The sequence below is a fragment of the Paenibacillus sp. FSL H7-0716 genome (assembly GCF_038002705.1).
Lineage (GTDB): Bacteria > Bacillota > Bacilli > Paenibacillales > Paenibacillaceae > Paenibacillus_AQ > Paenibacillus_AQ odorifer.
This window is the reverse complement of record NZ_JBBODA010000001.1, coordinates 258139-282695: the sequence shown is the minus strand read 5'-3', so window position 1 is coordinate 282695 and position 24557 is coordinate 258139. Positions and strand designations below refer to the sequence as shown.

The window sequence follows — 24557 nt, the reverse complement described above, 5'->3', positions numbered from 1 at the left end:
ATTGATTTGAAGTTGCGATCATTGGCAACGCTTCCATTTTTGAGTTTGGAATATATCTTACCATATTTTGATAAGCAGATGGCTGTTTCTTTTAAAGGATGATGCAAGCTGGTGATTTAAGACTTAATAGATCCGATTAACATTCCTTTGATAAAATACTTTTGCAGAAACGGATACACGATAATAATCGGGATGACGGAGACTACAATAACTGCCATTTGCACACCTGCCGGAGATACTTCATTTACGTTTTCTAATAAGCTGCCCGCTTGCCCAAGGTCGTTACTCAGTACGATTTCCCGAAGCCGCAGCTGAAGTGGATAAAGCGCTCGTGTATTGATAAAATACAATGCCGATGAATAAGAATTCCAATGGGATACCGCATAGAACAAGCCCATAGTTGCCATAACAGGTTTGGACAAAGGAAGGATGACGCTCCACATCGTGCGCAGCTCTCCCGCTCCATCCATTCGCGCGCTGTCTATCAGCTCAGTAGGCAGGGCTGAGAAAAAAGAACGCATGATGAACAGGTTATATGCACTGATGGCCGATGGGATGATTAATACCCATAAAGAGTCGATTAAGTGCAAGTTTTTGATGACCATATAGTTCGGTATGAGCGGAGCGTGAAATATCATCGTAATTAGGATTAAAATCAGAACTCCCTTGCGCATCGAATATTCGGATCTGGATAAAGGATAGGCCAGTGATGCAGTTAAAATCAGATTAATAAGCGTTCCGACGACTGTAATGAATATACTTACCATAAAAGCTCTCCAGATGGAGGTATCCCCAAGAATAACTTGATAATTCATCAGCGTCCAATCTACAGGGAATAGCTTAACCTCGCCTGCATTAATGGCATGAGTGCTGCTAAATGATTTGGCGAGCACATGCAGCAGAGGGAAGACCATCAAGCACCCGACCAGCATCAGAAATATATAGTTAAAAACGTCAAACAGGCGACCTTTATTTTTCATTTACTCTTCGACTCCTTTCTAGTAAAGTCCATCCCCTGATGCTTTTTTGCTAAGCGTATTCCCGATCATGACTAGCAACAGTCCGACGACCGATTTAAAGAGGCCTATGGCTGTTGTATAGCTGTATTGCTGATCAATAAGACCCACTCGGTATATATAAGTATCGAGAATATCTCCATTGGTCTCATTAAGCGAATTGATAAATACAAACACTCGCTCAAAGCCAAAATCAAGGAAGTTACCGATATGAAGCAGGAACATAATCATAATGGTGGGCAAAATCGTCGGGATCGTTATAGATAAGGTTTGTTTCCACCGATTTGCTCCATCAATCCGGGCCGCTTCGTACAGCTCGGGATTCACAGCAGCGAGTGCGGCTAAATAAACAATAGTTCCCCATCCACTGTCTTTCCATATGCCTGTTCCAACCAGGATGGTACGAATATACGAGTCCTCACCCAGAAAATAAACGGAGTCGAGCCCAAAAGCATTTAAGATTTGGTTCACGATACCTGTCGTCGGGGACAAAATGCCGATCATAATCCCCCCAATAATGACCCATGAGAGAAAATGGGGCAAATAAACGACGGTCTGCAAAATCCGTTTATAGAAAGCTTTTCTCACTTCATTAAGAAGGAGGGCGAAAATTATGGGAACCGGAAACGCAAAGACCATATCATATAGGCCGATCAAGATAGTATTTTCAAGAATTCTCAAAAACTCTGGGTAGGTGAACATCCGCCGGAACTGATCAAGACCAACCCACGGACTGCCTGTAAAACCTTTGAAAATGTTGTAGTTTTGAAAGGCCATGATGGAACCCGCCAAGGGTAAGTATTTAAATACGATAAAAAAAATAATGCCCGGAAGTGAAATGAGATACAGCGCTTTATATTTGCGCAAATTGGTCATTCGTCTTTGGAATGGGGAAAGATCTGGCCTGCTCGCTGGCAATGCGGCTGGCACTTGTTGTGGCATAAATATCGCTCCTTTGGTTGCAGTTTGGATTTTGTTGTATGGCTAATGTTAATCCAATATCCAGTTCTTCAAAATGGAGATTTTTCGGCTTGCCTGTGTTTTATTACGATTGATTATTGTGCACGAATCTTGCGGGTCTTCCCTGCAACCGAAGAAAAAGTATATTCGAAGCCCTGACCATTGCCAATAAGAAATTGTTCTGGCAGATCGAGCGGAACAGCAGACCAAATTCGATATTCAGCAGTAACCGTAGAGTGAATCGTCGCTTCATCAAGCTTTCCTTGGCTCCAAGAAAGATCAACGGTAAAACCACCTCTTGCTCTCATCCCCTTTATGCTGCCTGAAGCCCACTCCTTAGGAAGGGCAGGTAATAGTCGAAGTTCTCCTCGATGGGATTGCAGCAGCATTTCTGCTACCCCAGCTGCTCCACCAAAGTTTCCGTCTATTTGAAAGGGTGGATGGCAGTCTAAAAGATTCGAATACGTGGAGGAGGTTAACAGTTTAATTAAATGCTCATAGGCTTCCGCACCCATACCGAGACGGGCATAAAAATTGACGATCCATGCCCTGCTCCAGCCGGTATGACCTCCACCTCCGTTAAGGCGGCGTTCAAGCGTTCGCCGGGCTGCTGCGGCAAGCTCAGGGGTGTGCCTCATGTCAATCTGTTCACCCGGATGTAATGCGAACAACTGAGAAATATGCCGGTGACCTGCGTCTTGCTCTTTGTAGTCAAACAGCCATTCCTTAATCTGTCCATGGCTGCCCACACTCGGCTGTGGAATGTGTTCAAGCGTCTCATGTAGTTCAGAGAGAAACATTGTATCTTCTTCTCCGATAATTAATGCCGCTTCCGAACAGGCTGATAGCAATGTATATGCGATTTGCAAATCCATGGATGGTCCCATACAGAGGCTGCCGCTGCTTTTGTCCGAAAGAAGGAAGCGGTTTTCCGGGGAGACAGAAGGCCCAGTAATTCGTAAGCCACCTTCCTCTACCATGTAATCAAGCAGAAAAAGCGCTGCTTCCTTCATCACTGGATAGGCCCTTTCCTTGAGAAAAGACAGGTTCAGTCCAAACCGGTAATGTTCCCACAAATGAAGGCATAACCAAGCAGCCCCCATTGGCCAGACCGTACAGGTAATTAGGATGCCTTCTGGTCGGGTTTCCGCCCATAAGTTAGTGTTATGATGAGCAACAAAACCGCGACAGCCGTACATTTCTTTTGCCGTTTCTTGACCGTTCAACTGCATCCGTTCGATTAGATCAAACAGCGGTTCATGACATTCAGCCATATTTAGGACTTCGGCAGGCCAATAATTCATCTGGAGGTTAATATTAATTGTATATTTTGATTCCCATGGCGGGGTAAAGCTATCACTCCATATGCCTTGCAGATTAGCAGGCAACGTACCTGGTCGAGAACTGGAAAGCAGTAAGTAGCGCCCATACTGTACATATAGTGCAACTAGTCCCGGATCACCAGACTCATTGGAATTGCTGCTTTCATCTTTTGCTTGCTGTAACCGCTGTAATCGCTTATCGGTAGGAAGCTCCGCGTACGGGTCTCCATCCCTTGTTAAATCGATTGAAAATCGAGCAAACCGGGACTTGTATTCCTCCTTATGCTGCTTTATTAGAGTTGCAAAAGACTGAGCCGTAGCTTGATCTAATTGCTCTAGACAGCCTTTTTCAGGTTGATCTACGCGGAAAGTACTCTGCGCTGCCAGCATAAGGGTGACGGAGTCTGCCCCCTCAATAGAGATGAAATCCCCGATGAGCCTCTGGCGGCCTCCTTGTTGAACTGCCCTTAGTGCTGTGCAAAAGCGAACGCCATCCGCTCCGCATTCCCCATTCATTAGAACTGTGTTTGCAGGACCAGTGCTACAGCCGGTATCGAACGGACGACGCATAAGATTCGCAGCCAACGTGATCTTGCCAAGTCTGTCAGCTGTCAATCGGACTATTAATACACCGTCCGGTTCACTTACAAAATATTGCCTGTAATAGCGAACCCCGCCACAACGGTACGATACCGTAACGACGGCTTGCTCTAAGTCGAGCTCCCGCTCGTATTCTTCAATAACCTCACTAGAATCCAGAAACTTCAAAATTAAATCGCCAAGTGGCTGGTACGGCTGCTCATATTTTGGTGAAGCAGTCATAGCCATTCTTGCCAAATGTTCTGCCTCCGCCTGCCTGCCGTCTTTCAACATTTGCCGAATCTCCGTCAAAAATGGCTGAGCTGCAGGATTAGCTGCGCGTCCAGGGCCGCCATACCAGATTGAATCTTCGTTAAGCTGGATTTTATCTTGACCGATCATACCGGACACCATTGCCCCGAGGCGCCCATTTCCTATGGGAAGAGCCTCATTCCAATTTGACGCCGGGCTTGTATACCATAATCGAAGACGTTCTGATTCTCGCATGGTTGCCGGTAATGCCACCTCTTGTTTCGCTCGTCTTCTTTCACTCAACTCTTGTTCACCTGGCCTTTCCTATTTTCAGGTCATATCATTCGTCAGTAACTCCACTTCCTATGCTACTCTTGATCCTGATGTCTCTCCATGGCATAGATTGTTAGGGGTTGTGTTTTTTTATGATCCAAACTAAAAAGGATGCGGAAGATTCCGCACCCTACTGTAAATTATTTTTTTATATTACTGAGCGCATTTCGACCTAAACGTTCCATCAGCTGCTGCTTGTAGAGACTATTAATGACGACATGTTGACCCCAACTGCACCAATATCCATCTTCACGGGGCCGGGGATCATAACCGTTAGGAACCAGTCCGGGTACCTTGCTACCAACATGGCCAATGGCGTAGTTTTGAGCGGCTGGTGGCCGCTGTAAAGTAAGCTCTCCTTGCGTATTCCAGGTTACATAATTCGCGCCTGCCCAGCCATGTCCGCTGCCTAACCACGCCCTATCCCGAATAGAGATGGAAGCTTTGATATTATCGAACAGGCCTCCGACTGACCAGCGATGATGAGGTTCACTGGTGTTATAATTTTTAACAGCTTCTCCATCCAGAAATACATTCGGCCCCGGTACCCAGCTATCAACGGTGAACGCATGCCGCGCCGTCTCTGTATAAATACGTTGAGCGAGATTTAGCTGGCCCATCTGATGTATGACATAACGGCGCGCCCCTGTAACCACACTGATCATATCGTACATTTGACTGTCCTGAACCGTAATCCATTTGGAATAACGCTTCATTTGAACGAGAGAATAGGACAGATGGTAACCTCTCACTTCTCGAACCCAGCCATTCTTCACACTGTTGAACACGACGAAGCGTTCAGCATGCTTTTCGTCCGCATAATAAGGATCCGTTGTATCGTTATCCATCTTAATATCTATAATGCTCGGGTCAAAATCGGACTCTACCCTCATATTCTCTACCCCCACCTGCTGAATGCGGGCATGGTCTGTATATTTATAGATCTCTCCGCCGCCCCACTGACGTTCGATAGCATTCGCTAATGGGGCATCGACCGTAATCGTATTACCTACAATAGCAGTAATGACTCGGTCAAAATCCAGATTGAACGGTGACCATTGGGTTACGGTTCCACCCGGGCGCTTATATATGTTATCCATACCAATTTCGTGAATCCAGTTTTTATTACCTATTCTGCGGACTATGATCTGTTCTCCAACATGATAAGCACTCGCGTCTTCTACATGGAAAGAACGCGAGCCTGAAGGTACATACAAATCTGAAATCATCTGCTTCGAGTTGCTGTCCAGTATAAGATCTGCATTCTCACCAATTTCAACTAGATTTCGTTGTTTCGCTCCGGTACCATAGAGAATGGTGCCCTCTTTGTCCTGACCTTCGCCGCGAAGGACGATCCCGCTTGCTTTAATGAACAACGTGCCTCCGACTTCATATCTGCCTTTTTTCAAAAGGACTGCCCCGCGGAATCCGTCCTTATCGAGCGGGAGCATGGCCAACTGATCAATCGCCACCTGAATACGTTCCGTCGCGTCTCCGTCCAAGGGTAGAACGGTCGACTTAACGGGAATATTCGGGATCTCAACACCACCACCTCTATAACCCGCATTAGAAAAGTCCAAGATCCGATTACCTCTATAATCCCCGATATACATCATCATTCCATCGTTACCAAGGAAAGCAATTGTGCTCTGTCCCGCGGGGATGCTCTTTGGATCCAGCACGGTAAAATAATATGAGTCATACTGAGGAGCTTCTCCGTCCTGCTTGAGGGTCATTCGCAGTTCATAAGTACCCAGTAGATCAGCTGTGCCTAACGGTGTCCATTCCATTAACGAGTCTTTAACCATAGGAGTCTCAGGCAACTCAGTCACCAGTTTCGTTCTATCAAAAATCAATTCACCGGCAACCCTTCCGTTAACACACGGTGTGAAGGAAACCGTCGGGTAAACCTGACTTGGGTTGAGGATAGCTGGTTGGCCAATTTCAGTATTCATATGCGTATGCTTCATTGTGGAATTAATAATAAAGAGTTCATCTCCTTTTCTATATTCACTCTCACATGTCGGATACATATTACCTTGGCTAAAGAAGAATGAACATGTCATTTTTATCGATTGGAATGTGTTTTCTTATTCACCTATTTAAGCAAACCCTTACACCCGCATGGCGCTGAGCAACGATTAAGCCAAACTAAAGACAAGTTTCTAAAGGCACTAAATGGTAGATGAAAGTTTGGCTTAGGTAAAAAAAAGGCGCGATCCCCTAGGGCATCACGCTTTTTTATCTAGCTTAGATTTCCTATAACTGGGTGTGGCACATAAGGCTCTTCCAGACTCGCTATTTCACTTGGCTCCAGCTTCACTGATAACGCTGCAACGGCGTCCTCCAGATGATTAGGTTTGGTTGCACCAATGATAGGCGATGTTACTGGCTCTTTTTGCAGAACCCAACCAAGCGCTACTTGTGCTCGTGGAATCCTGCGCTTAGCCGCAATTTCGGCAACTACCTCAACAACCTTGCGGTCAGCCTCAGCCATTTTTGCATAAAATGCCTTTCCGACTTCGTCTATCTCTGAACGAGCCGTTTGTTCATTCCAATCACGGGTTAGTCGACCTTTAGCAAGCGGACTCCATGGAATCACACCGATTCCTTCTTCCCGGCAAAGAGGCAACATTTCCCGTTCTTCTTCCCTATAGAGTAGATTCAAGTAATTTTGCATAGAGACAAATTTAGTCCAACCGTTACGCTCAGCAACATGCTGTGCCTGCAAGAACTGCCAAGCATACATAGAGGACGCTCCAATATATCTAACTTTACCTGCCTTTACTACGTCATGAAGAGCCTCCATGGTCTCTTCGATAGGGGTGTCATTATCCCAACGATGGATCTGGTATAGGTCCACATAATCTGTGCCCAGCCGTTTTAGACTGTTATCTATTTCGGTCATAATCGCTTTGCGTGAAAGTCCTGCTCCATTTTGTCCCTGATGCATCCGGAAAAACACCTTTGTAGCAATGACTACCTCATCGCGGCGAGCGAATTCTTTTAAGGCACGTCCGACAATTTCTTCACTTGTTCCGTCAGAGTATACATTAGCCGTATCAAAGAAGTTGATGCCAAGCTCCAATGCTCTTTTAATAAAGGGTCTGCTTTGCTCCTCATTTAGCGACCACGGAGCCATTCCACGTTCAGGTACTCCGTAACTCATACAACCAAGACAAATTCTAGAAACATCCAAACCCGTACGACCAAGTTTTGTATTTTCCATTACTTTGTGCCTCCTTTAGATTTTGGGTTTGTTTACTCCTAAACTGCGTCGAATTTCCATATCTGGTGACTCGGCCAACTTAACAACTAATGCAGCCACACTTTTTCGCGACACTTCTCTCCCTTTAAAAGGTTCACCTTTCTGAGTTGTTTCGTAGTCTATCTCATCTTTATAGGTAAACCATCCAGGTCTTAAAATTGTATAGTTAAGATTTGAAGCTTCAATGATCTCTGCTGATTTACGATATGGATCCAATATACTACTGTACTTCTCGCCAGGAACTTCATCGTAAATGCCCATTGAGCTGATAAAAATCAAACGTTTAAGACCAGTGGTGTTCATTGTTTCAACGATAGTTTTAGACATTTTCTCCAAATTACCTGCCAGATTAGCATAAATAACATCTTGCCCGATCATTGCTTCTTTTAATTGCTCACCATCCAACACATCTCCTTCAACTACTCGAGCACGGCTGGATGTTATATGGCTTAATCTGTCCGAGTTGCGGAGATAAAGTGTTAACCGGGCACCGGTTTCGTTCAAAAACAAATCGATCGCATGTTGTGCAATTCCGCCATTAGCGCCTAAGATCAAAACATTGCTCAATTTCAAAACCCCTTTCTTAGTTCTAATTATGCGATAAATGAAGTGAACGCCGTTATCTCAATTATCTTAAATGATTGCCTATTCCTCTCACTATCACTAACACAAAAGATGTTTTTACTTTATAATTGAATAAGAACAAAACATTAGGAGGAGCACATGTCTAAAGAATTACTAGAGCGGAAAGAAGAACTCGCCAGATTGATTGAACATCATTCGAGCCAGGATGGAGTGTATGAGACCGCTATCCCCTCATTGTTTGTGATTCGTAACTCCAATGTGACCGAGCCAGTATACAGAGTATACAAACCTTCTTTATGTTTCATTGCGCAGGGAACAAAAGAGATCTTATTGGCCAAGGAGCGTTTTGAGTATGGTCCCGCAAATTATCTAATATCATCAATGAATTTACCCGTTATCGGTCAGATTATAAAAGCTTCTCCCAACGCACCCTATTTAAGCTTCAAACTAGAATTTACGCAGAGTCAGATATTGAAGGTACTAAATGATTCCGAATTTAAACTCGCTCCGAAAGAAAATGCTAAGCGAGCTATGTATGTCGGACAAATAGAGTTATCACTATTGGATGCGATCCTGAGATTGGTACGTTTGCTGGATGATCCCCAAGACATTCCGTTTTTGGCTCCGATTTATACTGATGAAATTCTATACCGGCTTCTGCAGGGACCATATGGAGTTACACTCGCTCAAATTGCGATGGAAGGTAGCAGCACCTACCGCATTCGGGAGGCCATCGAACAGATTATCGAGAACTGTGATAAACCTTTGCGGATTGAAGAGCTTGCTGAAACAGCCAGTATGAGTATTTCTTCGTTCCATAGACACTTCAAAGAAGTAACTGCCATGAGTCCTATTCAGTTTCAAAAGCATCTGCGCTTACAGGAAGCTCGCCGCCTTTTATTATCTGAATCAGCGGATGCAGCGGATGTCGCGTTCCGTGTTGGCTATGAAAGTGCATCACAATTCAGCCGCGAATATTCTCGGATGTTTGGTTCACCACCTAGAGCAGACATCAAGCGTTTGAAGGAAAATATGCTCATAGGATAAAAGCGAACGTGTTCTTTATTCACAATGTGGAACTATCCGCTAAAGACCAACATGTATAGGTAACCTTTGCGCACACACTGAATCTATCGGGCTTATCGCTATTGAGCTTATTACTATCGGACCCAGAGGACCTTAAACGCAGTATTATCTCACATTTGGGATGCTAAAGGACCGCATAGCCGCTATTGGCTCCAAAAACACTCAATCTGAATCTATTTCGAAGTAATAGCTGCACTGGGGTCCGAACCTATGCTCAAAAAGGGATAAATAAGCAAATAACGTTCTCTGAGTCCTTAAGTCCAAGAGGTTGATAAATACAAGCCGAGGCAGACAAGCAACGACGACCAAAAAAAACGACATACAACAACAACAACAACCCAAAAACACAAAGCAGCGATTCATCCATACTTGGAGAATCGCTGCTTTGTGTTTTTCACAAGCTCACACTGCTTTTTCTGACCATCACGTAGCCGAACGCCTTTTATTTCTTTTGATAGCTAAACCAATCATAATAAGCAGTTGTCCGATTAGGAGAGTAGTTATACATACCAAAGAAGACTCCAGTAAATCCGCCTGCGACTTCAGTAGATATCAAGTGTGTCTCGGCTTCGCCAAGCAGATGCCATATTTGATCCACACCTCGATAGTAAAACATATATTTTTCAGGTAAAGCCTGGATTCTCAATTCTACCGCCGTGCCTTCGATAGGCGAAGAATATGCCACATCACTAATGCTCCCTACCTGTCTGCGCAACGCTATAACCTTTATACCTTCCATCTGCGTCAGTCCAATTGCGTAGTGATACTGCTGATCCATAAAAACTACAAGACCAGCTTCGTCACCATCAAGAGGGCTAAATTCCATTTTGGTGGTAATTTCACAATTCAAATGCCGTTGTCTACAGCCAATAAAAGCAGGCGTTCCCTTTTCGTTTAATCTCACATCTGATCCTCGTAAAGCTAGCCACCCTCCCCGTTCCTGCAATGACCAATCCACCTTATTAGCATTACGAATAAAATTCCAGCTCATTCTTAGGTCAGATTGATTAAAATCGTCTGTTTCAGGCTCTTCTTCCCACGGCGTTGGTGAAGGCAGGTCAGCTTCCATTTCTAATCCAACCACTCCGTTATCACCAATCATTGGCCACCCCTCCTCCGTCCAATGAACCGGAGCCAAGTATGTCTCTCTGCCAAGATGATGACGGTAAGGATAACCTACTGGTCGAATCCCCAAAAATACTGCCCACCAGCTACCATCCTGAGCTTCAACTAAATCGGCATGCCCTGTAGCTTGTATGGAGTAATCTGAACTTCGATGAGTCAAAATCGGATTGTGAGGAGACGATTCATAAGGCCCGTATGGCGTTCTACTTCTTGCTATAGTCTCCATATGTCCATATTCTGTCCCACCTTCTGCACACATCAAATAATAGTAATCGTTTATTTTGTAAAGATGTGGACCCTCAGGGAATTTCCCTCCGCTACCAGTCCAGATCAAGCGTGTATCGCTAAGCTTTTGCCCCGTTTCAATATCAATCTCACATTGGTAGATCCCCATCCCTTGTTCAGAGCCTGTGCTTGTGAAATAAACCTTTCCATCATCAAAAAACAAGGAGGGATCAATGCCTTCCTGCTCCACATAAAGTGGATCCGACCATTCGCCTGCCGGGTCATCTGCCCAAACGTAGAAATGACCTCCGCTATCCTGATTTGTCGTAACCATATAAAAACGTCCGTTATAATAACGAAGAGTCGGCGCCCAAACACCTCCGGACACCACGGATTCATCAAATTGAAGCTGATTCTCACGAGTCAAACAGTACCCAAGCTGCTTCCAATGCACCAAATCCTTGCTGTGCCAAATGGGTATTCCCGGAGAATAAGCAAATGAACTGTTTACCAGATAATAATCCTCGTCTACTCTGCAAATGCTTGGATCTGGATAAAACCCCGGGATAATCGGATTCTTATATTTCATGTAGTATTCTCCTTCTCTATCTTAATCACTGAAACCTATGTCAAGGATTATATGCTTCAACTGGATAGAAAGCCTTGATTATTCGGTCCTAAAATAGCATGATATAGACATTCATCTAGGCAAGCTTTTGGAGGGTAACGAGTTGAGTGAATTTTATTTAAAATGGTTTACATCTGATCGTCAATTTCCATTTTTTATTCAATACGGCTATCACGACGAAGACACAGATCTACATAGACATGCGGACTTTTCAGAGCTCGTAATTGTAATGAGTGGCACAGCTACACATATTGTTAATACTGAGGAGTCTTTTATCAAAAAGGGAAATGTGTTTATAATTAATGGTTCGACCCCGCATGCTTTTAAAGATCCTCAGGATTTCAAGATCTGCAATATTATGTTCCAGCCTGAAATGCTATCGACAGCTGGAGCAGATTTGCGGACATCCAACGGCTTTCAAGCATTATTTGTGTTGGAACCCCTGTATCGCCATAAACATTCCTACACAAGCAAACTCAGCTTGCCGATTCCTAACCTGGAGTATGTCTCTTTTCTCATAGCGGGCATGATTGAAGAATATCACAACAAGCTACAGGGTTATCAGACCATGCTGGGCTCCAAGTTTATGGAACTGGTCGTCTATTTGTCCAGACATTATGACCAACAGGAAAAAGGGATTCAGGGGAACCCTCTGATACATTTGGCGATTGCACTCTCATATATGGAAGATCGTTATCTTGAGCCCTTAACACTGGATCAAATCGCCAAACATTCGGACATTTCAGTCAGACACTTAAACCGGATCTTTCGCTCCTACTATCAGACAACCCCGATCGCTTATCTTCATCGTTTACGTCTGGAACGGGCTTGCGGGCTATTAAGGCATTCTAACCTCAGTATCACCCAAATCTCACATGAATGCGGGTTTAGTGATAGCAATTATTTTACCCGCCAATTCACTAAAATCTATGGGATCTCACCTAAGGTCTATAGGAACAAGCTTTGAGAGTAAAAAAGAACACCAGGCAGCGATTCTCCTATTATTGGAAAATCACTGTCTGGTGTTTTTGGATTAATGCGGCTTACCTGATCAGATTATGGGCAAGTGAATATAAACAAACTAATGGTCGATAATCGCTTTTAACAAACCTTGGACTTGAAGCGATCGGAAGTTCCTCTCCGCATTCATGTAGCTCCACGTTTTAATGGAATCTGGGAGATAACTGCATTCTATACACTTATTCCGTACGCAAAAGGAAACTTCATACTTTAACTGCATTCTATACAACTAAAAACAACCAAACCCACCTAATGGGTAGAAAATCAAGGAAATAGATGTACGAAGTACACTTATATCCACGAGCTGAGTGATTTGAAGGAATATAGTTGTACGAAATACAGTTAAACGTTGATAAACATCGCTGACTTCGGCTCTACGGGATTATCCTCCCTCATTGATTATTTATTAATTAAAACCAACGATGGAATGTGGTACATAAGGCTCCTCTAAAAACGCAATTTCTTCAGAGGTTAAAGTAATGGATAACGCATTTACGGCATCTTCGAGATGCGATGTTTTTGTAGCCCCGATGATAGGTGCTGTAACCGGTTCTTTTTGAAGCAACCAAGCAAGAGCGATATGAATCCGTTGAACACCGTGTTTTTGGGCGATTGTTGCAACTCGCTCCACGACTAATTGATCGGTATCGGCAGTTCCATCATATTTAGATTTTTGAATCTGGTCAGTTTCTGAACGATGAGTTGATACCGCCCAGTCTCGCGTAAGTCTTCCTGATGCAAGGGGACTATAGGGAATAACACCTATATTCTCTTCCTTACAAAGCGGCAGCATCTCTCGTTCTTCTTCACGATAGATAAGATTGAGATGATTTTGCATAGATACAAATCGGGTCCAACCGTTTTTCTCCGCTACATATAACGCTTTTTGAAACTGCCAAGCATACATTGCTGAGGCACCTATGTATCTTGCCTTACCAGCCTTCACTATATCATGAAGAGCTTCCATCGTTTCTTCGACAGGTGTGTGATAATCCCAACGATGAATCTGATATAGATCTACATAATCTGTTCCCAATCTCTTGAGACTCTTATCAATCTCACTCATAATTGCTTTCCGGGATAATCCAGCTCCGTTCGGACCTTCATGCATACGGTTAAAGACCTTAGTTGCTAAAACAATCTCGTCTCGATTGGCATAATCCTTAATCGCTCGTCCAACGATTTCTTCACTCGTTCCATCGGAGTATACATTCGCTGTATCAAAAAAATTAATACCCAGGTCAAGCGCTTTTTTTATGATAACACGGCTCTGCTTCTCATCAAGCACCCATTGATGGATCCAACGTTCGGCAACACCAAAGCTCATACAACCTAAACACAGTTGGGATACGTCCAGCCCTGTTTTTCCAAGTTTTGTATACTTCATATATCTCGAATCCACACTTTCTAATTAAATTGTAATATCCTATTGCGCTGTCTTAAAGTGGTAAATATTAATTCATAAAAAAAGGTCCAACGCATACCGATTAAAAGGAACTGGGGAATAGTTAACACTTCCGGCAGTACATTGGACCTAATCGATGATTTAAACAGCGTTTGAATAAACTGAATTTATATTCAATCCTGGTCCATGTCAAGCCTACTAATCAAGTAATAACAGCATTTGAATCAAATCTTGTTCATCCGCCTCTTTCCGAGTAAGCCTGTGTCCGAAGATTCTTCATTTCATAAAATAGCTTAATAAGGTTTCTGCGCTTCTACTTGGGAATATGAGGTGACATGATGTTATTTTCTGCACAAGGGGTACCACCCCAAGGATATTACCAAAGCATCTGGGACTTTACTTCCCACAACGAAAACAGTACAAAGGAAGCTGGGAATGTCGTTCCTTTTGACTTCGGACGGGCGGCTGAGTTCAAAGCGCCCAAAAGCATTGAAACGAGCATTGCTCCAGCACTAACACCTTATTGTTTAGAACCCTTTGGCGGATACGTAGCCGCCATTTCCAGAGGGAAGGTATGGGGAGAATCTGGTGCTGTTCTAACACCAGAAGGGAAATTGATCTTTGATCTTTCCCAAGAATATGATGCTGAACAATACAGGATGCTTGAAGCAGATGAGCACCCAGTGTTTCACCGGTGGAACCATCCTCAGCTTCAATATTTTGCCGGGACCGCGGCGGTGTTAACATTTTGCGGAGCCCATAACTATTTTCATTGGATGTATGATGTACTTCCTAGATTAGCGATGCTTCAATCGAGCGGAATCACTTACTCCACTATTATCATGAATCCAAATCCGTACGGACCCTTTGTGGAACAAACGTGAGCCATGCTTGGGATATCCGAGTCATTGGTGATCCGGACGAATTCAGAAGCATATGTTCAAGCTGACCAGCTACTTGTCCCTTCCTTAATGATGAATTCACATTATCCTCCTTGGACCACGGATACACTGCGGAGATTTTTGTTACCGCATAGAGAAACAACACTAGCCACTCCGGAACGTTTTTATATCTCACGAAAAAAAGCAAGCTCAAGAAGGTTGGTTAATGAAGATGATGTCATCCGCTGCCTAGAGAAATTTAATATCGTACCGATTTGTCTAGAAGACTGGACGGTTGCCCAACAAATCCAATTATTTGCCTCAGCGAAAGTAATCGTAGGTCCGCATGGTGCTGGACTCGCTAATCTGGCTTTTTGCCAGCCTGGAACACAGGTCATTGAAATTTTCCATGCCCAGCATGTTGTTCCAACCTATTGGATGATCTGCAACCATAATAATCTCGAATATTATATGGTGTACGGGCAAGGTGTAGCGGATCCTGCGATTCGTTTTCCAGGACTGGAAGACATCTATGTAAACGTAGATCGTCTGAAACAAACGATGCATCTGGCAGGCTTGGAATGAGAAGTTTGCTTACTACTTTCTCAAATTCAAAAAGCGCAAAGCATATTTTGCTTTGCGCTTTTTAAGAAACATAGATTTAATCACGCTGTGTTACATACTTCAACCACAGCCTATCATTCGCAAGTTTTTTTACACTTTTAAGCTGAAATTTGCTGGGGGCTGCAGTTTCATAGATGCATCCATTTCATATAAGGTCACAGAATTAGAGGCACCATCAGCGATGGGAACTATAACCAAGCTCAACTCATCAATTAAATCTTCATTCAGGAAAGAGCCATTTAAAACGCCCCCACCCTCCAGCATCAATCCATCGATTGGAAATAAATGAGTACTTCAATGATATGATCCTCTGTTCTATTGTGACTTCCTTCTGAAATTCAAAACTCAAGATGCGCTTAAAAAGGCTGTTATTGAACTAGCGTCTGAGAAATATTTTGACGACATTACCATACAGGATCTTTCCGACACAGCAAATGTAAGCCGCGGAACGATCCACCTTCATTATCTGGATAAATATAATTTGTTAGATTAGCTTATAGAGGAACATATAGAGGAACATATAGAGGTCTTAAGATCACTTTGTGAATCCGCGTCTGAATTGGATTTTATCGAGACAACGCTGATCTGGACGGAATACTTCGATAGAAATTATTCTTTCTTCTCTATGATGTTAGCGAGGTAAGTTGCTCCTTATTTTCGAAATCGTTTCTTAAACTTTCTTCTCGATGAGTTTCGGCATGAAGTAAATGTCACCGCAGGAATAAACCAAGAATTAAATGAAGAGGTTATTATTAGTTTTGTTGCATCGGCTTATGCAGGGGTAGTGGAATGGTGGTTCAAGAATGAAAGACCTGTGACCTATCAAGTCTTGGCTGAACAACTCGGAACATTATTAGAGAGGAATTTATAAAAAAAGCGGCGATTCTCCTATAATAGGTGAATCGTCGCTCTTTTTTATCGGGCATTCATTACGCAATAGATTACACATTTTTTAAGGACTTCGGACCCAGATGACGTTATTTGGTAGTTTTCGGCTCTTGAAGCAGGGCTTCGGACCTCAAGGACGTTATTCCTTAGAAAGTGACTTATATTTGGTGTTTTTCACACCAAATAGCTGCAGTGGGGTCCTTTAATCTTCTGAAAATCAGAAAATCTCGCCTTTACGGTCAGATGAGTCCGATAAAAGCATCTACTTACAAATGTTATCGGTTCAAGTAAATGATTCTTTTAAATCGCACGTTTGAACTGGGTATTGTACAGCTCGTAATAAACACCTTGCAGCGCAAGAAGCTCTTTATGACTGCCTTGCTCGGCAATTCCGCCACCCTGAATAACGAGTATACGATCAGCATCCTGAATGGTACTAAGCCTATGAGCGATCACAAAGCTTGTTCGTCCCTTCATTAGCTTTTCCATCGCCTGTTGAATATGCATTTCCGTACGCGTATCCACACTGCTGGTTGCCTCATCTAGGATCAAAATAGCTGGATCAGCTAGAATGGCGCGGGCAATCGTTAAAAGCTGACGCTGGCCGTGGCTCAAATTACTGCCTTCCGCATGGAGAATAGTCTCATATCCATGCGGAAGTCTATTGATAAAGGCATCTGCATTGGCCAAACTTGCCGCTTCCTCTACCTCTTGGTCTGTCGCATCAAGACGGCCAAAGCGAATATTTTCCCGAATCGTTCCCGAGAATACATGTGCGTCTTGCAATACCATTCCCAATTGACTACGAAGTGCATTTTTATCTAGCTCTCCAATCTCGCGCCCATCAATGAATATGGAGCCGCTGCTCAAATCATAGAATCTGATCAGCAAGTTAACAATGGTCGTTTTTCCAGCACCTGTTGGGCCAACAAGTGCAATTTTTTCTCCGGGTTTTGCTTCAAACGTAACCCCACTCAGAATTGGTGAATCCGGCTTGTAAGCAAATGAAACGTCTTTGAAAACAACGTTCCCTTTTAACCTAGGCAGATCGTCACTTTGTTCATCACCGTCACCATATTCGGATGGCATATCCATTACTTCAAACACACGCTCCGCACCAGCAATTGCCGACTGAATTAGATTGTACTGGTTAGCAAGATCGGAGATCGGTCGTCCGAACTGTTTGGAATACGTAAGGAAGCTAACGATTACGCCAACCGTAGCCATGTTATGAAAAGCCATCCAAGCGCCCACCCCGGCAATGATTGCAAATCCAAGGTTATTAATCATATTCATGACCGGTCCCACTAATCCGGATACAATTTGTGCCTTAATGCCGACTTTATTCAACTCTCCGCTGATTTTGCGGAACCGTTTCACTTCTGTCTCTTCCCTGCTGTATTGTTTGACCACTTTTTGTCCGCTGATGGTTTCTTCGATAAATCCACCCAGCTCACCTAGATGGCGTTGCTGATTTTTAAAATAAGTTCGACTTAAACCTATGATTTTACGGCTGGACAATAACACAAGAGGGATCGTTATCAGTGAAACTACGGTCAACGGAACGTTCATCATTAACATGATCACTAGTGAACCACTTAGTGTGATCAAACTGTTTAATAACTGGGTCACACTCTGATTAAGTGTACTGGATACGCTCTCTATGTCGTTTGTTGCCCGGCTCATTAGTTCTCCGTTAGCTTGCGTGTCAAAAAACTTAATCGGTAGCTGTTGATATTTGCTGAACAGATCACGACGCAGCTCAAACACGGTATTCTGTGAAACAGAGGTCATAACATAGGCTTGCACCCAAGCAACTACACTGCTTAGCCCATAAATACCTATTAGGAGTAGACAAAAGCGAATAAGACCCTGATAATCGTGGGGAATTACGGCAGTATCAATCGCTTTACCGATTAGATAAGGCCCAATCAACGAAAGGATTGCATTCAACACTGTAAATACATATACAATGATTAGCCCGAACCGCTGGCGGTTCAAATACGTCCAAATGCGTTTGAGTGTGCCCGCTTGATTCTTAGCGCGTACGATTGGCACAGCTCCGCCCCGTCCAGGGCCAGATCCAGGCCCAGATCCAGGTCCAGGTCCGAATCCGCCTGATCGATTAAAAGGAGTGGTGTTCATGCCGTTATTAAGCTTTGACATAAGGCACCTCCTCTCCCTTCATCTGTGATCTCCAAATATCTCTGTATATTTCACTGCTGTTCATAAGCCCATCATGTGTACCTTGTACAGCAATTCGGCCGTTTTCTAATACCAGAATACGATCAGCATCAATTACAGAGGTGACACGCTGAGCTATCAAAATATTCGTGCTGCTGCGCAGCCGTGTTTTTAACATCTGCCGGATTCGTGACTCTGTCGCTGCATCGAGCGCACTAGTGCTGTCATCCATAATGAGGATTGTTGGCTGAATTAAAAGTGCCCGTGCAATCGAAAGCCGCTGCTTTTGCCCACCGGATAGGTTAATGCCACGCTGGCCGAGCTCTGTATCGTAACCCTGTGGAAGTTCTAAAATGAAATTGTGAGCTTCAGCGGCGATTGCTGCTTCTTCCACATCCTCATCTGCGGCATCCGGTCTGCCATATCGGATATTATCGCGGATAGTACCGCTGAACAGAATAGCCTGCTGCATAACATATCCGATTCTGCTACGCAAATCTTCCAGAGCAATCATACGAGTGTCGGAGCCATCAATAGTGATAGATCCAGAGGACACTTCGTAAAACCGGGGAATGAGGCTGACCAATGATGATTTACCAGTACCGGTGGCACCAAGAATGGCCACTGTTTCTCCTGGCTCCGCAGTGAAATTAATACCGTCTAACACTAGATTTTCATCCGTAGGATCATAAGCAAAAGATACATTGTCAAATACGATCCGACCGTTGTGTATGGCATCTTTTTTAGCGTTGGCAACTTCTGTAATCTCACTAATGGTGGAGAATACTTCATTCTCCCGATCGGCAGAAACCTTGGCTCGTGAGAAGAAGGTCAACATATTGCTTAACATCAGCATTGACATCAACAATTGGGTTATATAGTTAATAAAAGCGATCAGCTGACCAACTGGCAGCCCACCGTTCCAGCTTTGCACTCCCCCAAACCATAGTACAGCAACAATACTGGCATTTAGTACAAGCATCATTAGCGGCATATTTAATGACATTAACCGTACCGCTTTTATCGCAATTTCTGTATAATCCTTGTTAGCTGTATTAAAGCGTTTCTGTTCATGGTTAGCGCGGACGAATGCTTTGACTACACGGATGCCCGATAAATTTTCCTGCAACACTGTGTTCACACCGTCTAATTTGACCTGCATTTTCTGAAACAAAGGAAAAGAAAGCCGGATTAATCCATATAAGATTAAACTCAAGAGTGGCACGGCAACGGCTAGGATGAGGGTCAGCATAGGACTAATCCGGATCGCCATCACCAAGCTTCCGACTAATAGCAATGGAGATCGAATACTCCGTAAAATCATTTGCACAAAGGTTTGCAGCTGCACCACATCATTTGTTAACCGCGTAATCAGTGAGCCCGTCTTCAATTGATCCAGGTTCTTGTTAGAAAATTTCTGAATATGTTCAAACAAGCTAATCCGTAAATCATTACCAAAGTTTTGAGAAGCAATACTCGAAAAAATAGTGCAGCCCACCCCACCAATTAGACCGATAAACGCTACACCGAGCATGATCAGTCCGGTCGAGAAAATATGAGACAAATCTTTTGTCATAACACCCTTATCCACAATGCTCGCCATGAGCGTGGGCTGCAGTAAATCCATAGTCACTTCGACCAGCATCAGCAATGGTGCCAACACACACCAAATCCAATATGGCCTCAAATAATGCTTAAGCTTCCACATTCCGCCACCTTCAATTGTTTAAGATAAATACGTGATTTTAGAACTAATCGGTGTTCTGGGTTTCGCATTCGGCACTTCCTCCGGATACCCCATTCCAAATATCCCTATAACATCGTAATTTTCTTGAACAGTAAGAAGCTCACGATTATGAGGCAAAGCCCCCAGCGAAGCCCAATACGTACCTACACCTGCTTCATGTGCAGCTAATAGGAAATTTTGTACGAAACATGCAGCAGCCATAACATTCTCATCGCGTTCAAACGCAGTTGCGGCAGGCTTAGACAGAACTGCAAAAACAACAGGTGCGTTGCCAAAATCCGTCTTATGTTTTAATTTCGCTCTAGTATTGGGTCCGATGAAAAGAAGCTCCCAAGGTTCGGTCATACGATGATTAGGAGCGTAACTTGCAGCCTCCAGCCATGAAAGTAACTCCTCTTCACGAATTGGAGTCTGTTTGAATTGTTTTGTACTTCTACGGGTTTTAATGAGCTCAATTATTTTCATCTTTTTCTTTACACTCCTCTTTTTTAACATTTGATGTTGTATCTTCTGGAGCGATCTCATGAATCTGAAAGATTTGTTTAAACTCTTCAATGATCGCTTCCGTTGCTTTTAATTCACCGCTAACCACTTGTTTAATCGATTCAAGCTCTGGCTGATTTAACTGCCGCTGTAATGTAGCCCGGTTAACCAGAAGCTTATCTAAAAAAGCGATGGCTCTGCCACGGCGAAAAGTTTGAGCACTTTTAGGATGTTGATCCATTGATTCCGTCATCCCATGTTTCATAAAGCCACGATCTCTGTGTTCACCACGTCCCTCACGATCTCTGTGCTCTCCATGCTCTCTATGACCGCCACGTTTGCCGACATGTCCTTCACGCATTTTATTTCCTCCTTTTGCAATGTATACATTTGTATACGCGATCTTCATGTATACAAATGTATACGATATAAACCATTTCTGTCAAGATCATTTTTCCATTTTGTAACATCATTATTGCTTACTTTATATCTGGAAAAACAATAAAAAAACCCGCATATAGTGCGGGCTTAAAGAGAAAAATCATCAAATTCAACGGAGTGATTTATAGGGAAAAACTATTTTTCTTATACTCCTGAACGGACACTCCCATTACTTTTTTAAAACAGTTACTGAAGTAAAATGGATCTTTAATGCCTACCTTCTCAGCAATTTGATAAGCTTTCCAATCCGTTTCATTCAGAAGCTTCACCGCTTTTTCCATTCTGCACTTGAGAAGATACTCCGTAAAGCTAACCCCTGTGTCCTGCTTAAAGATCCGGCTAAAGTAACTGGAATTCATGTGGAATTTATTCGATACATAGGATAAAGACATCTCCGGAATGTGCAGCTCCTGTTGAATAAAGTCTTTAACTTCATGGATAATGTTATTGGTTTTTTTGCTTCGTGCCCGGGTTACTTGAGAGGTTACCTTTTCTGTGAGTTCTAGCAATGTCTGTTGCATTTCTGGCAGGCTATCAAGCTCAAAAATCCTTTTATATGGCGAAATATCGAAAGAAAGATTATTATCTAGTTTAACTCCCATTTCAGCGAGTGAATTGATTAATGTGGAGACAAATTGAGCGGAAACCAACCTAGCTCTTTCCACAGAAAAAGCCTTGGACTTCTCCAAATCCTGAAACATTTTCTCGATGGATTGCATAGCCTTGTCTAAGATACCAGCTTTTACAAAAAACAAAATTTCCTCAATTTCATTCGTCTTAACTTCCCAGGATCGGCCCCCGAAATGAATTTCATCATTAAAAAAATAGATGGCGTTACTGCCCTTTAACTTACCATATCTAACTGCCTCCAGCGCCTCTTTATAGGATTCTTTGATCCTATTGAAATCCGTACAGGTACTACCTACGCCAATGGATGCTTTATATTCAAGCTTTTCATGGAGCGATTGGGCCAGCCACTCTCCAATCTTCGTAAGATTCTGATTATCTTTTCTATTAAGAAGGACAATCCGTTGACTGTTATCAAAAAAAACTTCAATTCCCTCATACTCTTCAAGCGCGTAATCAATAAACCTCTTACAACGCAAAGACTGCAGGATTCGTTGTTCCTCCCCTTCTTCTAAGGGAATTTGAAGTTCAATGAGCATGATTGAAAACAAGCTGTTCGCTGAGTCAGGAAAAAAGTAATGGAATCGGCTAACCAGCTGATCGGGGTCCCAGAGGCCTGAAAGCAAATCATTTAGAAATTTATCTTTTAGTTGAACGGCGTTTTCTTTTAACTGTCGATTCAGCTCCTGATATTCGTTCCACCGCTCTGTCTCTTCCCGGATTTTCCCATGAAGATCTACCACAACTCTTCGTACTTCCTCGGCTTGAAGCGGCTTCAAGATAAAATTTTGCACTCCAATCTCCAGGCTTTTTTTTGCATATTCGAATTCGGGATGTGCAGTGATGATTACAATTTTGACTAGCGGATACCTTTCTTTTATCAACCGGCTTAATTCCAGTCCATCCATAAAAGGCATACTGATATCTGTAAATACTACATCCGGTTTCATGGTTTCGATCAGATCTAACGCTTCGCTTCCATTCGAGGCCTCACCTACGAATCTGTAACCAACCGCTTGCCAATCTATAATGATGGGAACAATTTTTCTCGCATTCATTTCATCATCTACAACAATGGCTCTGAGCAGTTCAAGCTCCATGACTATTCCCCTCCTCAAGCGGTAGTTCCAATTCAATCCGAGTTCCTTCTCCCGGTGCACTGACCAAACTACAATTCATGTCCGCCCCATAGTACAGCTTCAGACGCATCAAAGTACCGCGCAACCCAAAACTGGACTCATTTTGCCCATAGGGCTCAGCTTGCATTTCCCGGCGTTTGTCTTCATTCATCCCCACACCATCATCTTCCACGACTAGCTTCAGTCGATTCCCCTGAATTCGGGCAAGGATGCGAATCTTACCACACTCCCCTAAAGGGCGAATACCATGATAAAGCGCATTTTCTACAAGCGGCTGAAGCGTCAATTTAGGTATACGAACATACTTAGCTTCTTCCGGCACATCAATTTCACTGGTGAAAATTTCTGGATAGCGAATATTTTGTATACTCAAATAACTTTTAGTGATCTCTACTTCTTCTCTTAACGTTACTACATCACTGCCCTTACTAAGACTCTGACGATAGAAGGCTGCAAGCTCAGAAATAATCTGGTACGCCTCATTATTATTTCCTGACAAAGTTAAATAGCCAGCTGATTCTAACGTGTTATATAAAAAATGTGGTTTAATTTGCTGCTGCAAAATATCCAATTCGAGTTTCCGAATCAATTTCTGTTCTTCTTTCTCCCGCTTCAGCGCTTGCTCAATGGTCATAATCATATTGTTATACCTATCTTTCAACTGGTTCAGCTCATCAGTTCTAGCCTCGTACCGAACCAAACTGAAATCTCCAATCTCCACTTTTTTCATGGATCGCAGCATATGTAAAATAGGTGTAGTAATGAATCTAGAAATCCAGACGGAACCTAAAAATATAGAAATGAAATTAAACAACATAATCATTAACAGCATCAGATTAAATTGACGATAGGGGCTTTCCCATTCCCCCAGAGGCTGAGCGCTAGTAAACCTCCAACCACGATCCATTGAAACCAGAGAAGAGATCAGATAATTATGATCTTTGATCTTTACGATTTTGCTACTGCCGAGCGGCACATCAAGCATAGAAGAGTTTGTATAAGTCGATAATTCAGGCCGTGTAAAATCAAGGAGTGTCTCATATCCAGTTTCGATCATTAAATCAGGTTTATTATCGTTGATCGAACGTTCATAGCTTTTTTTCAGTTCCTGAACAGTAATGTTCACGACTAATACTCCTATTTTCTTGGAAGTGTTCATGTCGTTTACGATGCGAATCAGAGAAATATATTGTGGATCCTGCTGGGGTTCCTTCGTCTCAAAATTGAAGATACCTCCGGCATTTTTCCTCCAAATTGCTTTTCCGTCCAAGGCGACCGCCTCGGAGTACCATTCCGCTGACTCGATCCCATCCGTTCTGATCGGTTTTGCAGACTGCAAATCAATCGCAAACTTACGTCCTGCATTATCGAATAGATAAACAGAAGAGATAGAAGGCTCTGCGAGCATAAAATCTGACAGAGCCACCTCTAGCTTGTAAGTTAAAATCCCGATGTCGTTACCCGCCAGATCACTGCCCAAAATTTCCTGAACCGTATTGTTCGACACGATCATCTTAGAATAATTATTCGTGCTGTCAAGAAGTGATTCGATTCCGGAATTCATGGCGTTTAAGGTTTGAAGCGATACCTCACCTACCTTTTCCTCGGTGAATTTCTCATTGATTCGTTGGTACATAATACCGCTTGCAATCATGGAAACCACTAATAAGGCCAAGTAGTAAAAAACGATTTGTGATCGGATACGTGCAAACCTCATCGGTAACCTCCTGGCCGACAAT

General features: G+C 43.2%; 19 protein-coding genes and 1 pseudogene. 5 read left to right on the top strand and 15 right to left on the bottom strand.

From position 1 onward, the window contains the following. Window positions 1-116 precede the first annotated feature (116 nt). From MHH60_RS01345 to MHH60_RS01320, 6 genes are all read right to left on the bottom strand, one after another. Window positions 117-980: a carbohydrate ABC transporter permease gene (locus MHH60_RS01345; RefSeq protein WP_076125649.1), complete on the bottom strand. Its 864-nt coding sequence runs from the start codon at window positions 978-980 to the stop codon at window positions 117-119. Window positions 981-998: 18 nt separating this feature from the next. Further along, window positions 999-1892 carry an ABC transporter permease gene (locus tag MHH60_RS01340; protein WP_051491014.1) on the bottom strand — a complete coding sequence of 298 codons (894 nt, stop codon included), beginning with the start codon at window positions 1890-1892 and terminating at the stop codon, window positions 999-1001. Between the two features lie 179 nt (window positions 1893-2071). After that, complete coding sequence (locus MHH60_RS01335) at window positions 2072-4432, bottom strand: glycoside hydrolase family 95 protein (RefSeq protein ID WP_256715049.1); 2361 nt, start codon at window positions 4430-4432, stop codon at window positions 2072-2074. Between the two features lie 170 nt (window positions 4433-4602). Continuing rightward, entirely contained in the window at window positions 4603-6432 is a 1830-nt protein-coding gene (locus MHH60_RS01330) for a hypothetical protein (RefSeq protein ID WP_076133332.1), read from the bottom strand. A gap of 275 nt (window positions 6433-6707) precedes the next feature. Further along, window positions 6708-7691 (bottom strand): aldo/keto reductase, encoded by a 984-nt coding sequence (locus MHH60_RS01325; protein ID WP_076133334.1) that lies wholly within the window; start codon window positions 7689-7691, stop codon window positions 6708-6710. A 15-nt stretch (window positions 7692-7706) separates the two neighbouring features. After that, a complete protein-coding gene (locus MHH60_RS01320) occupies window positions 7707-8297 on the bottom strand; it encodes an NAD(P)H-binding protein (protein ID WP_076133336.1) in 591 nt (196 codons plus the stop codon). A 156-nt stretch (window positions 8298-8453) separates the two neighbouring features. Here MHH60_RS01320 and MHH60_RS01315 point away from each other — a divergent pair, with 156 nt between their 5' ends. After that, a complete protein-coding gene (locus MHH60_RS01315) occupies window positions 8454-9362 on the top strand; it encodes an AraC family transcriptional regulator (protein WP_076133338.1) in 909 nt (302 codons plus the stop codon). 481 nt (window positions 9363-9843) lie between these two features. Here MHH60_RS01315 and MHH60_RS01310 read toward each other — a convergent pair whose 3' ends face one another. Then, window positions 9844-11340 carry a glycoside hydrolase family 43 protein gene (locus tag MHH60_RS01310; RefSeq protein ID WP_076133341.1) on the bottom strand — a complete coding sequence of 499 codons (1497 nt, stop codon included), beginning with the start codon at window positions 11338-11340 and terminating at the stop codon, window positions 9844-9846. Window positions 11341-11482: 142 nt separating this feature from the next. Between MHH60_RS01310 and MHH60_RS01305 the strand changes: the two genes are divergently transcribed. Beyond that, window positions 11483-12346 carry a helix-turn-helix domain-containing protein gene (locus MHH60_RS01305; protein ID WP_076133344.1) on the top strand — a complete coding sequence of 288 codons (864 nt, stop codon included), beginning with the start codon at window positions 11483-11485 and terminating at the stop codon, window positions 12344-12346. Between the two features lie 459 nt (window positions 12347-12805). Here the strand turns inward: MHH60_RS01305 and MHH60_RS01300 are convergent, their stop codons facing one another. Further along, entirely contained in the window at window positions 12806-13786 is a 981-nt protein-coding gene (locus MHH60_RS01300; RefSeq protein WP_076133346.1) for an aldo/keto reductase, read from the bottom strand. 353 nt (window positions 13787-14139) lie between these two features. Here MHH60_RS01300 and MHH60_RS01295 point away from each other — a divergent pair, with 353 nt between their 5' ends. Together MHH60_RS01295 and MHH60_RS01290 are read left to right on the top strand one after the other, a co-directional pair. Next, window positions 14140-14688 (top strand): glycosyltransferase family 61 protein, encoded by a 549-nt coding sequence (locus MHH60_RS01295; RefSeq protein WP_143766621.1) that lies wholly within the window; start codon window positions 14140-14142, stop codon window positions 14686-14688. 27 nt (window positions 14689-14715) lie between these two features. Continuing rightward, window positions 14716-15270, top strand: a complete 555-nt coding sequence (locus MHH60_RS01290; protein WP_179088851.1) for a glycosyltransferase family 61 protein — start codon at window positions 14716-14718, stop codon at window positions 15268-15270. A gap of 129 nt (window positions 15271-15399) precedes the next feature. Here MHH60_RS01290 and MHH60_RS33185 read toward each other — a convergent pair whose 3' ends face one another. Continuing rightward, window positions 15400-15573, bottom strand: coding sequence for a dihydrofolate reductase family protein (locus MHH60_RS33185; RefSeq protein ID WP_081388833.1), 174 nt, complete (start codon window positions 15571-15573; stop codon window positions 15400-15402). Between the two features lie 67 nt (window positions 15574-15640). On the opposite strand from MHH60_RS33185, the pseudogene MHH60_RS01285 reads away from it, so the two are divergent. Beyond that, a pseudogene (locus MHH60_RS01285) lies at window positions 15641-16180 on the top strand (TetR/AcrR family transcriptional regulator). 317 nt (window positions 16181-16497) lie between these two features. On the opposite strand, the gene MHH60_RS01280 reads toward MHH60_RS01285, so the two are convergent. The 6 genes from MHH60_RS01280 to MHH60_RS01255 all read right to left on the bottom strand — a co-directional run bounded on the left by MHH60_RS01280 (window position 16498) and on the right by MHH60_RS01255 (window position 24535). Next, window positions 16498-18363 (bottom strand): ABC transporter ATP-binding protein, encoded by a 1866-nt coding sequence (locus tag MHH60_RS01280; RefSeq protein WP_081388834.1) that lies wholly within the window; start codon window positions 18361-18363, stop codon window positions 16498-16500. Next, complete coding sequence (locus tag MHH60_RS01275; RefSeq protein ID WP_076133354.1) at window positions 18350-20089, bottom strand: ABC transporter ATP-binding protein; 1740 nt, start codon at window positions 20087-20089, stop codon at window positions 18350-18352. Before MHH60_RS01275 ends, MHH60_RS01280 begins: the two co-directional genes overlap by 14 nt. Before the next feature lie 18 nt (window positions 20090-20107). Beyond that, entirely contained in the window at window positions 20108-20593 is a 486-nt protein-coding gene (locus tag MHH60_RS01270) for a nitroreductase family protein (protein WP_076133356.1), read from the bottom strand. Beyond that, window positions 20580-20972, bottom strand: coding sequence for a hypothetical protein (locus MHH60_RS01265; RefSeq protein WP_081388835.1), 393 nt, complete (start codon window positions 20970-20972; stop codon window positions 20580-20582). The genes MHH60_RS01270 and MHH60_RS01265 overlap by 14 nt, the downstream gene beginning before the upstream one ends. 202 nt (window positions 20973-21174) lie before the next feature. Further along, a complete protein-coding gene (locus MHH60_RS01260) occupies window positions 21175-22779 on the bottom strand; it encodes a response regulator (protein ID WP_076133361.1) in 1605 nt (534 codons plus the stop codon). Then, window positions 22769-24535 (bottom strand): cache domain-containing sensor histidine kinase, encoded by a 1767-nt coding sequence (locus MHH60_RS01255; RefSeq protein ID WP_076133363.1) that lies wholly within the window; start codon window positions 24533-24535, stop codon window positions 22769-22771. The genes MHH60_RS01260 and MHH60_RS01255 overlap by 11 nt, the downstream gene beginning before the upstream one ends. Window positions 24536-24557 lie beyond the last annotated feature (22 nt).

What these genes read in the sequence shown, in the direction of transcription:
- MHH60_RS01340 (WP_051491014.1), bottom strand. Translation starts at nt 1,892, where the DNA reads ATGACCAATTTGCGCAAATATAAAGCGCTGTATCTCATTTCACTTCCG.
- MHH60_RS01345 (WP_076125649.1), bottom strand. Translation starts at nt 980, where the DNA reads ATGAAAAATAAAGGTCGCCTGTTTGACGTTTTTAACTATATATTTCTG.
- MHH60_RS01300 (WP_076133346.1), bottom strand. Translation starts at nt 13,786, where the DNA reads ATGAAGTATACAAAACTTGGAAAAACAGGGCTGGACGTATCCCAACTG.
- MHH60_RS01330 (WP_076133332.1), bottom strand. Translation starts at nt 6,432, where the DNA reads ATGAAGCATACGCATATGAATACTGAAATTGGCCAACCAGCTATCCTC.
- MHH60_RS01265 (WP_081388835.1), bottom strand. Translation starts at nt 20,972, where the DNA reads ATGCGTGAAGGACATGTCGGCAAACGTGGCGGTCATAGAGAGCATGGA.
- MHH60_RS01260 (WP_076133361.1), bottom strand. Translation starts at nt 22,779, where the DNA reads ATGGAGCTTGAACTGCTCAGAGCCATTGTTGTAGATGATGAAATGAAT.
- MHH60_RS01255 (WP_076133363.1), bottom strand. Translation starts at nt 24,535, where the DNA reads ATGAGGTTTGCACGTATCCGATCACAAATCGTTTTTTACTACTTGGCC.
- MHH60_RS01325 (WP_076133334.1), bottom strand. Translation starts at nt 7,691, where the DNA reads ATGGAAAATACAAAACTTGGTCGTACGGGTTTGGATGTTTCTAGAATT.
- MHH60_RS01275 (WP_076133354.1), bottom strand. Translation starts at nt 20,089, where the DNA reads ATGTGGAAGCTTAAGCATTATTTGAGGCCATATTGGATTTGGTGTGTG.
- MHH60_RS01315 (WP_076133338.1), top strand. Translation starts at nt 8,454, where the DNA reads ATGTCTAAAGAATTACTAGAGCGGAAAGAAGAACTCGCCAGATTGATT.
- MHH60_RS01310 (WP_076133341.1), bottom strand. Translation starts at nt 11,340, where the DNA reads ATGAAATATAAGAATCCGATTATCCCGGGGTTTTATCCAGATCCAAGC.
- MHH60_RS01280 (WP_081388834.1), bottom strand. Translation starts at nt 18,363, where the DNA reads ATGTCAAAGCTTAATAACGGCATGAACACCACTCCTTTTAATCGATCA.
- MHH60_RS33185 (WP_081388833.1), bottom strand. Translation starts at nt 15,573, where the DNA reads ATGCTGGAGGGTGGGGGCGTTTTAAATGGCTCTTTCCTGAATGAAGAT.
- MHH60_RS01295 (WP_143766621.1), top strand. Translation starts at nt 14,140, where the DNA reads ATGATGTTATTTTCTGCACAAGGGGTACCACCCCAAGGATATTACCAA.
- MHH60_RS01270 (WP_076133356.1), bottom strand. Translation starts at nt 20,593, where the DNA reads ATGAAAATAATTGAGCTCATTAAAACCCGTAGAAGTACAAAACAATTC.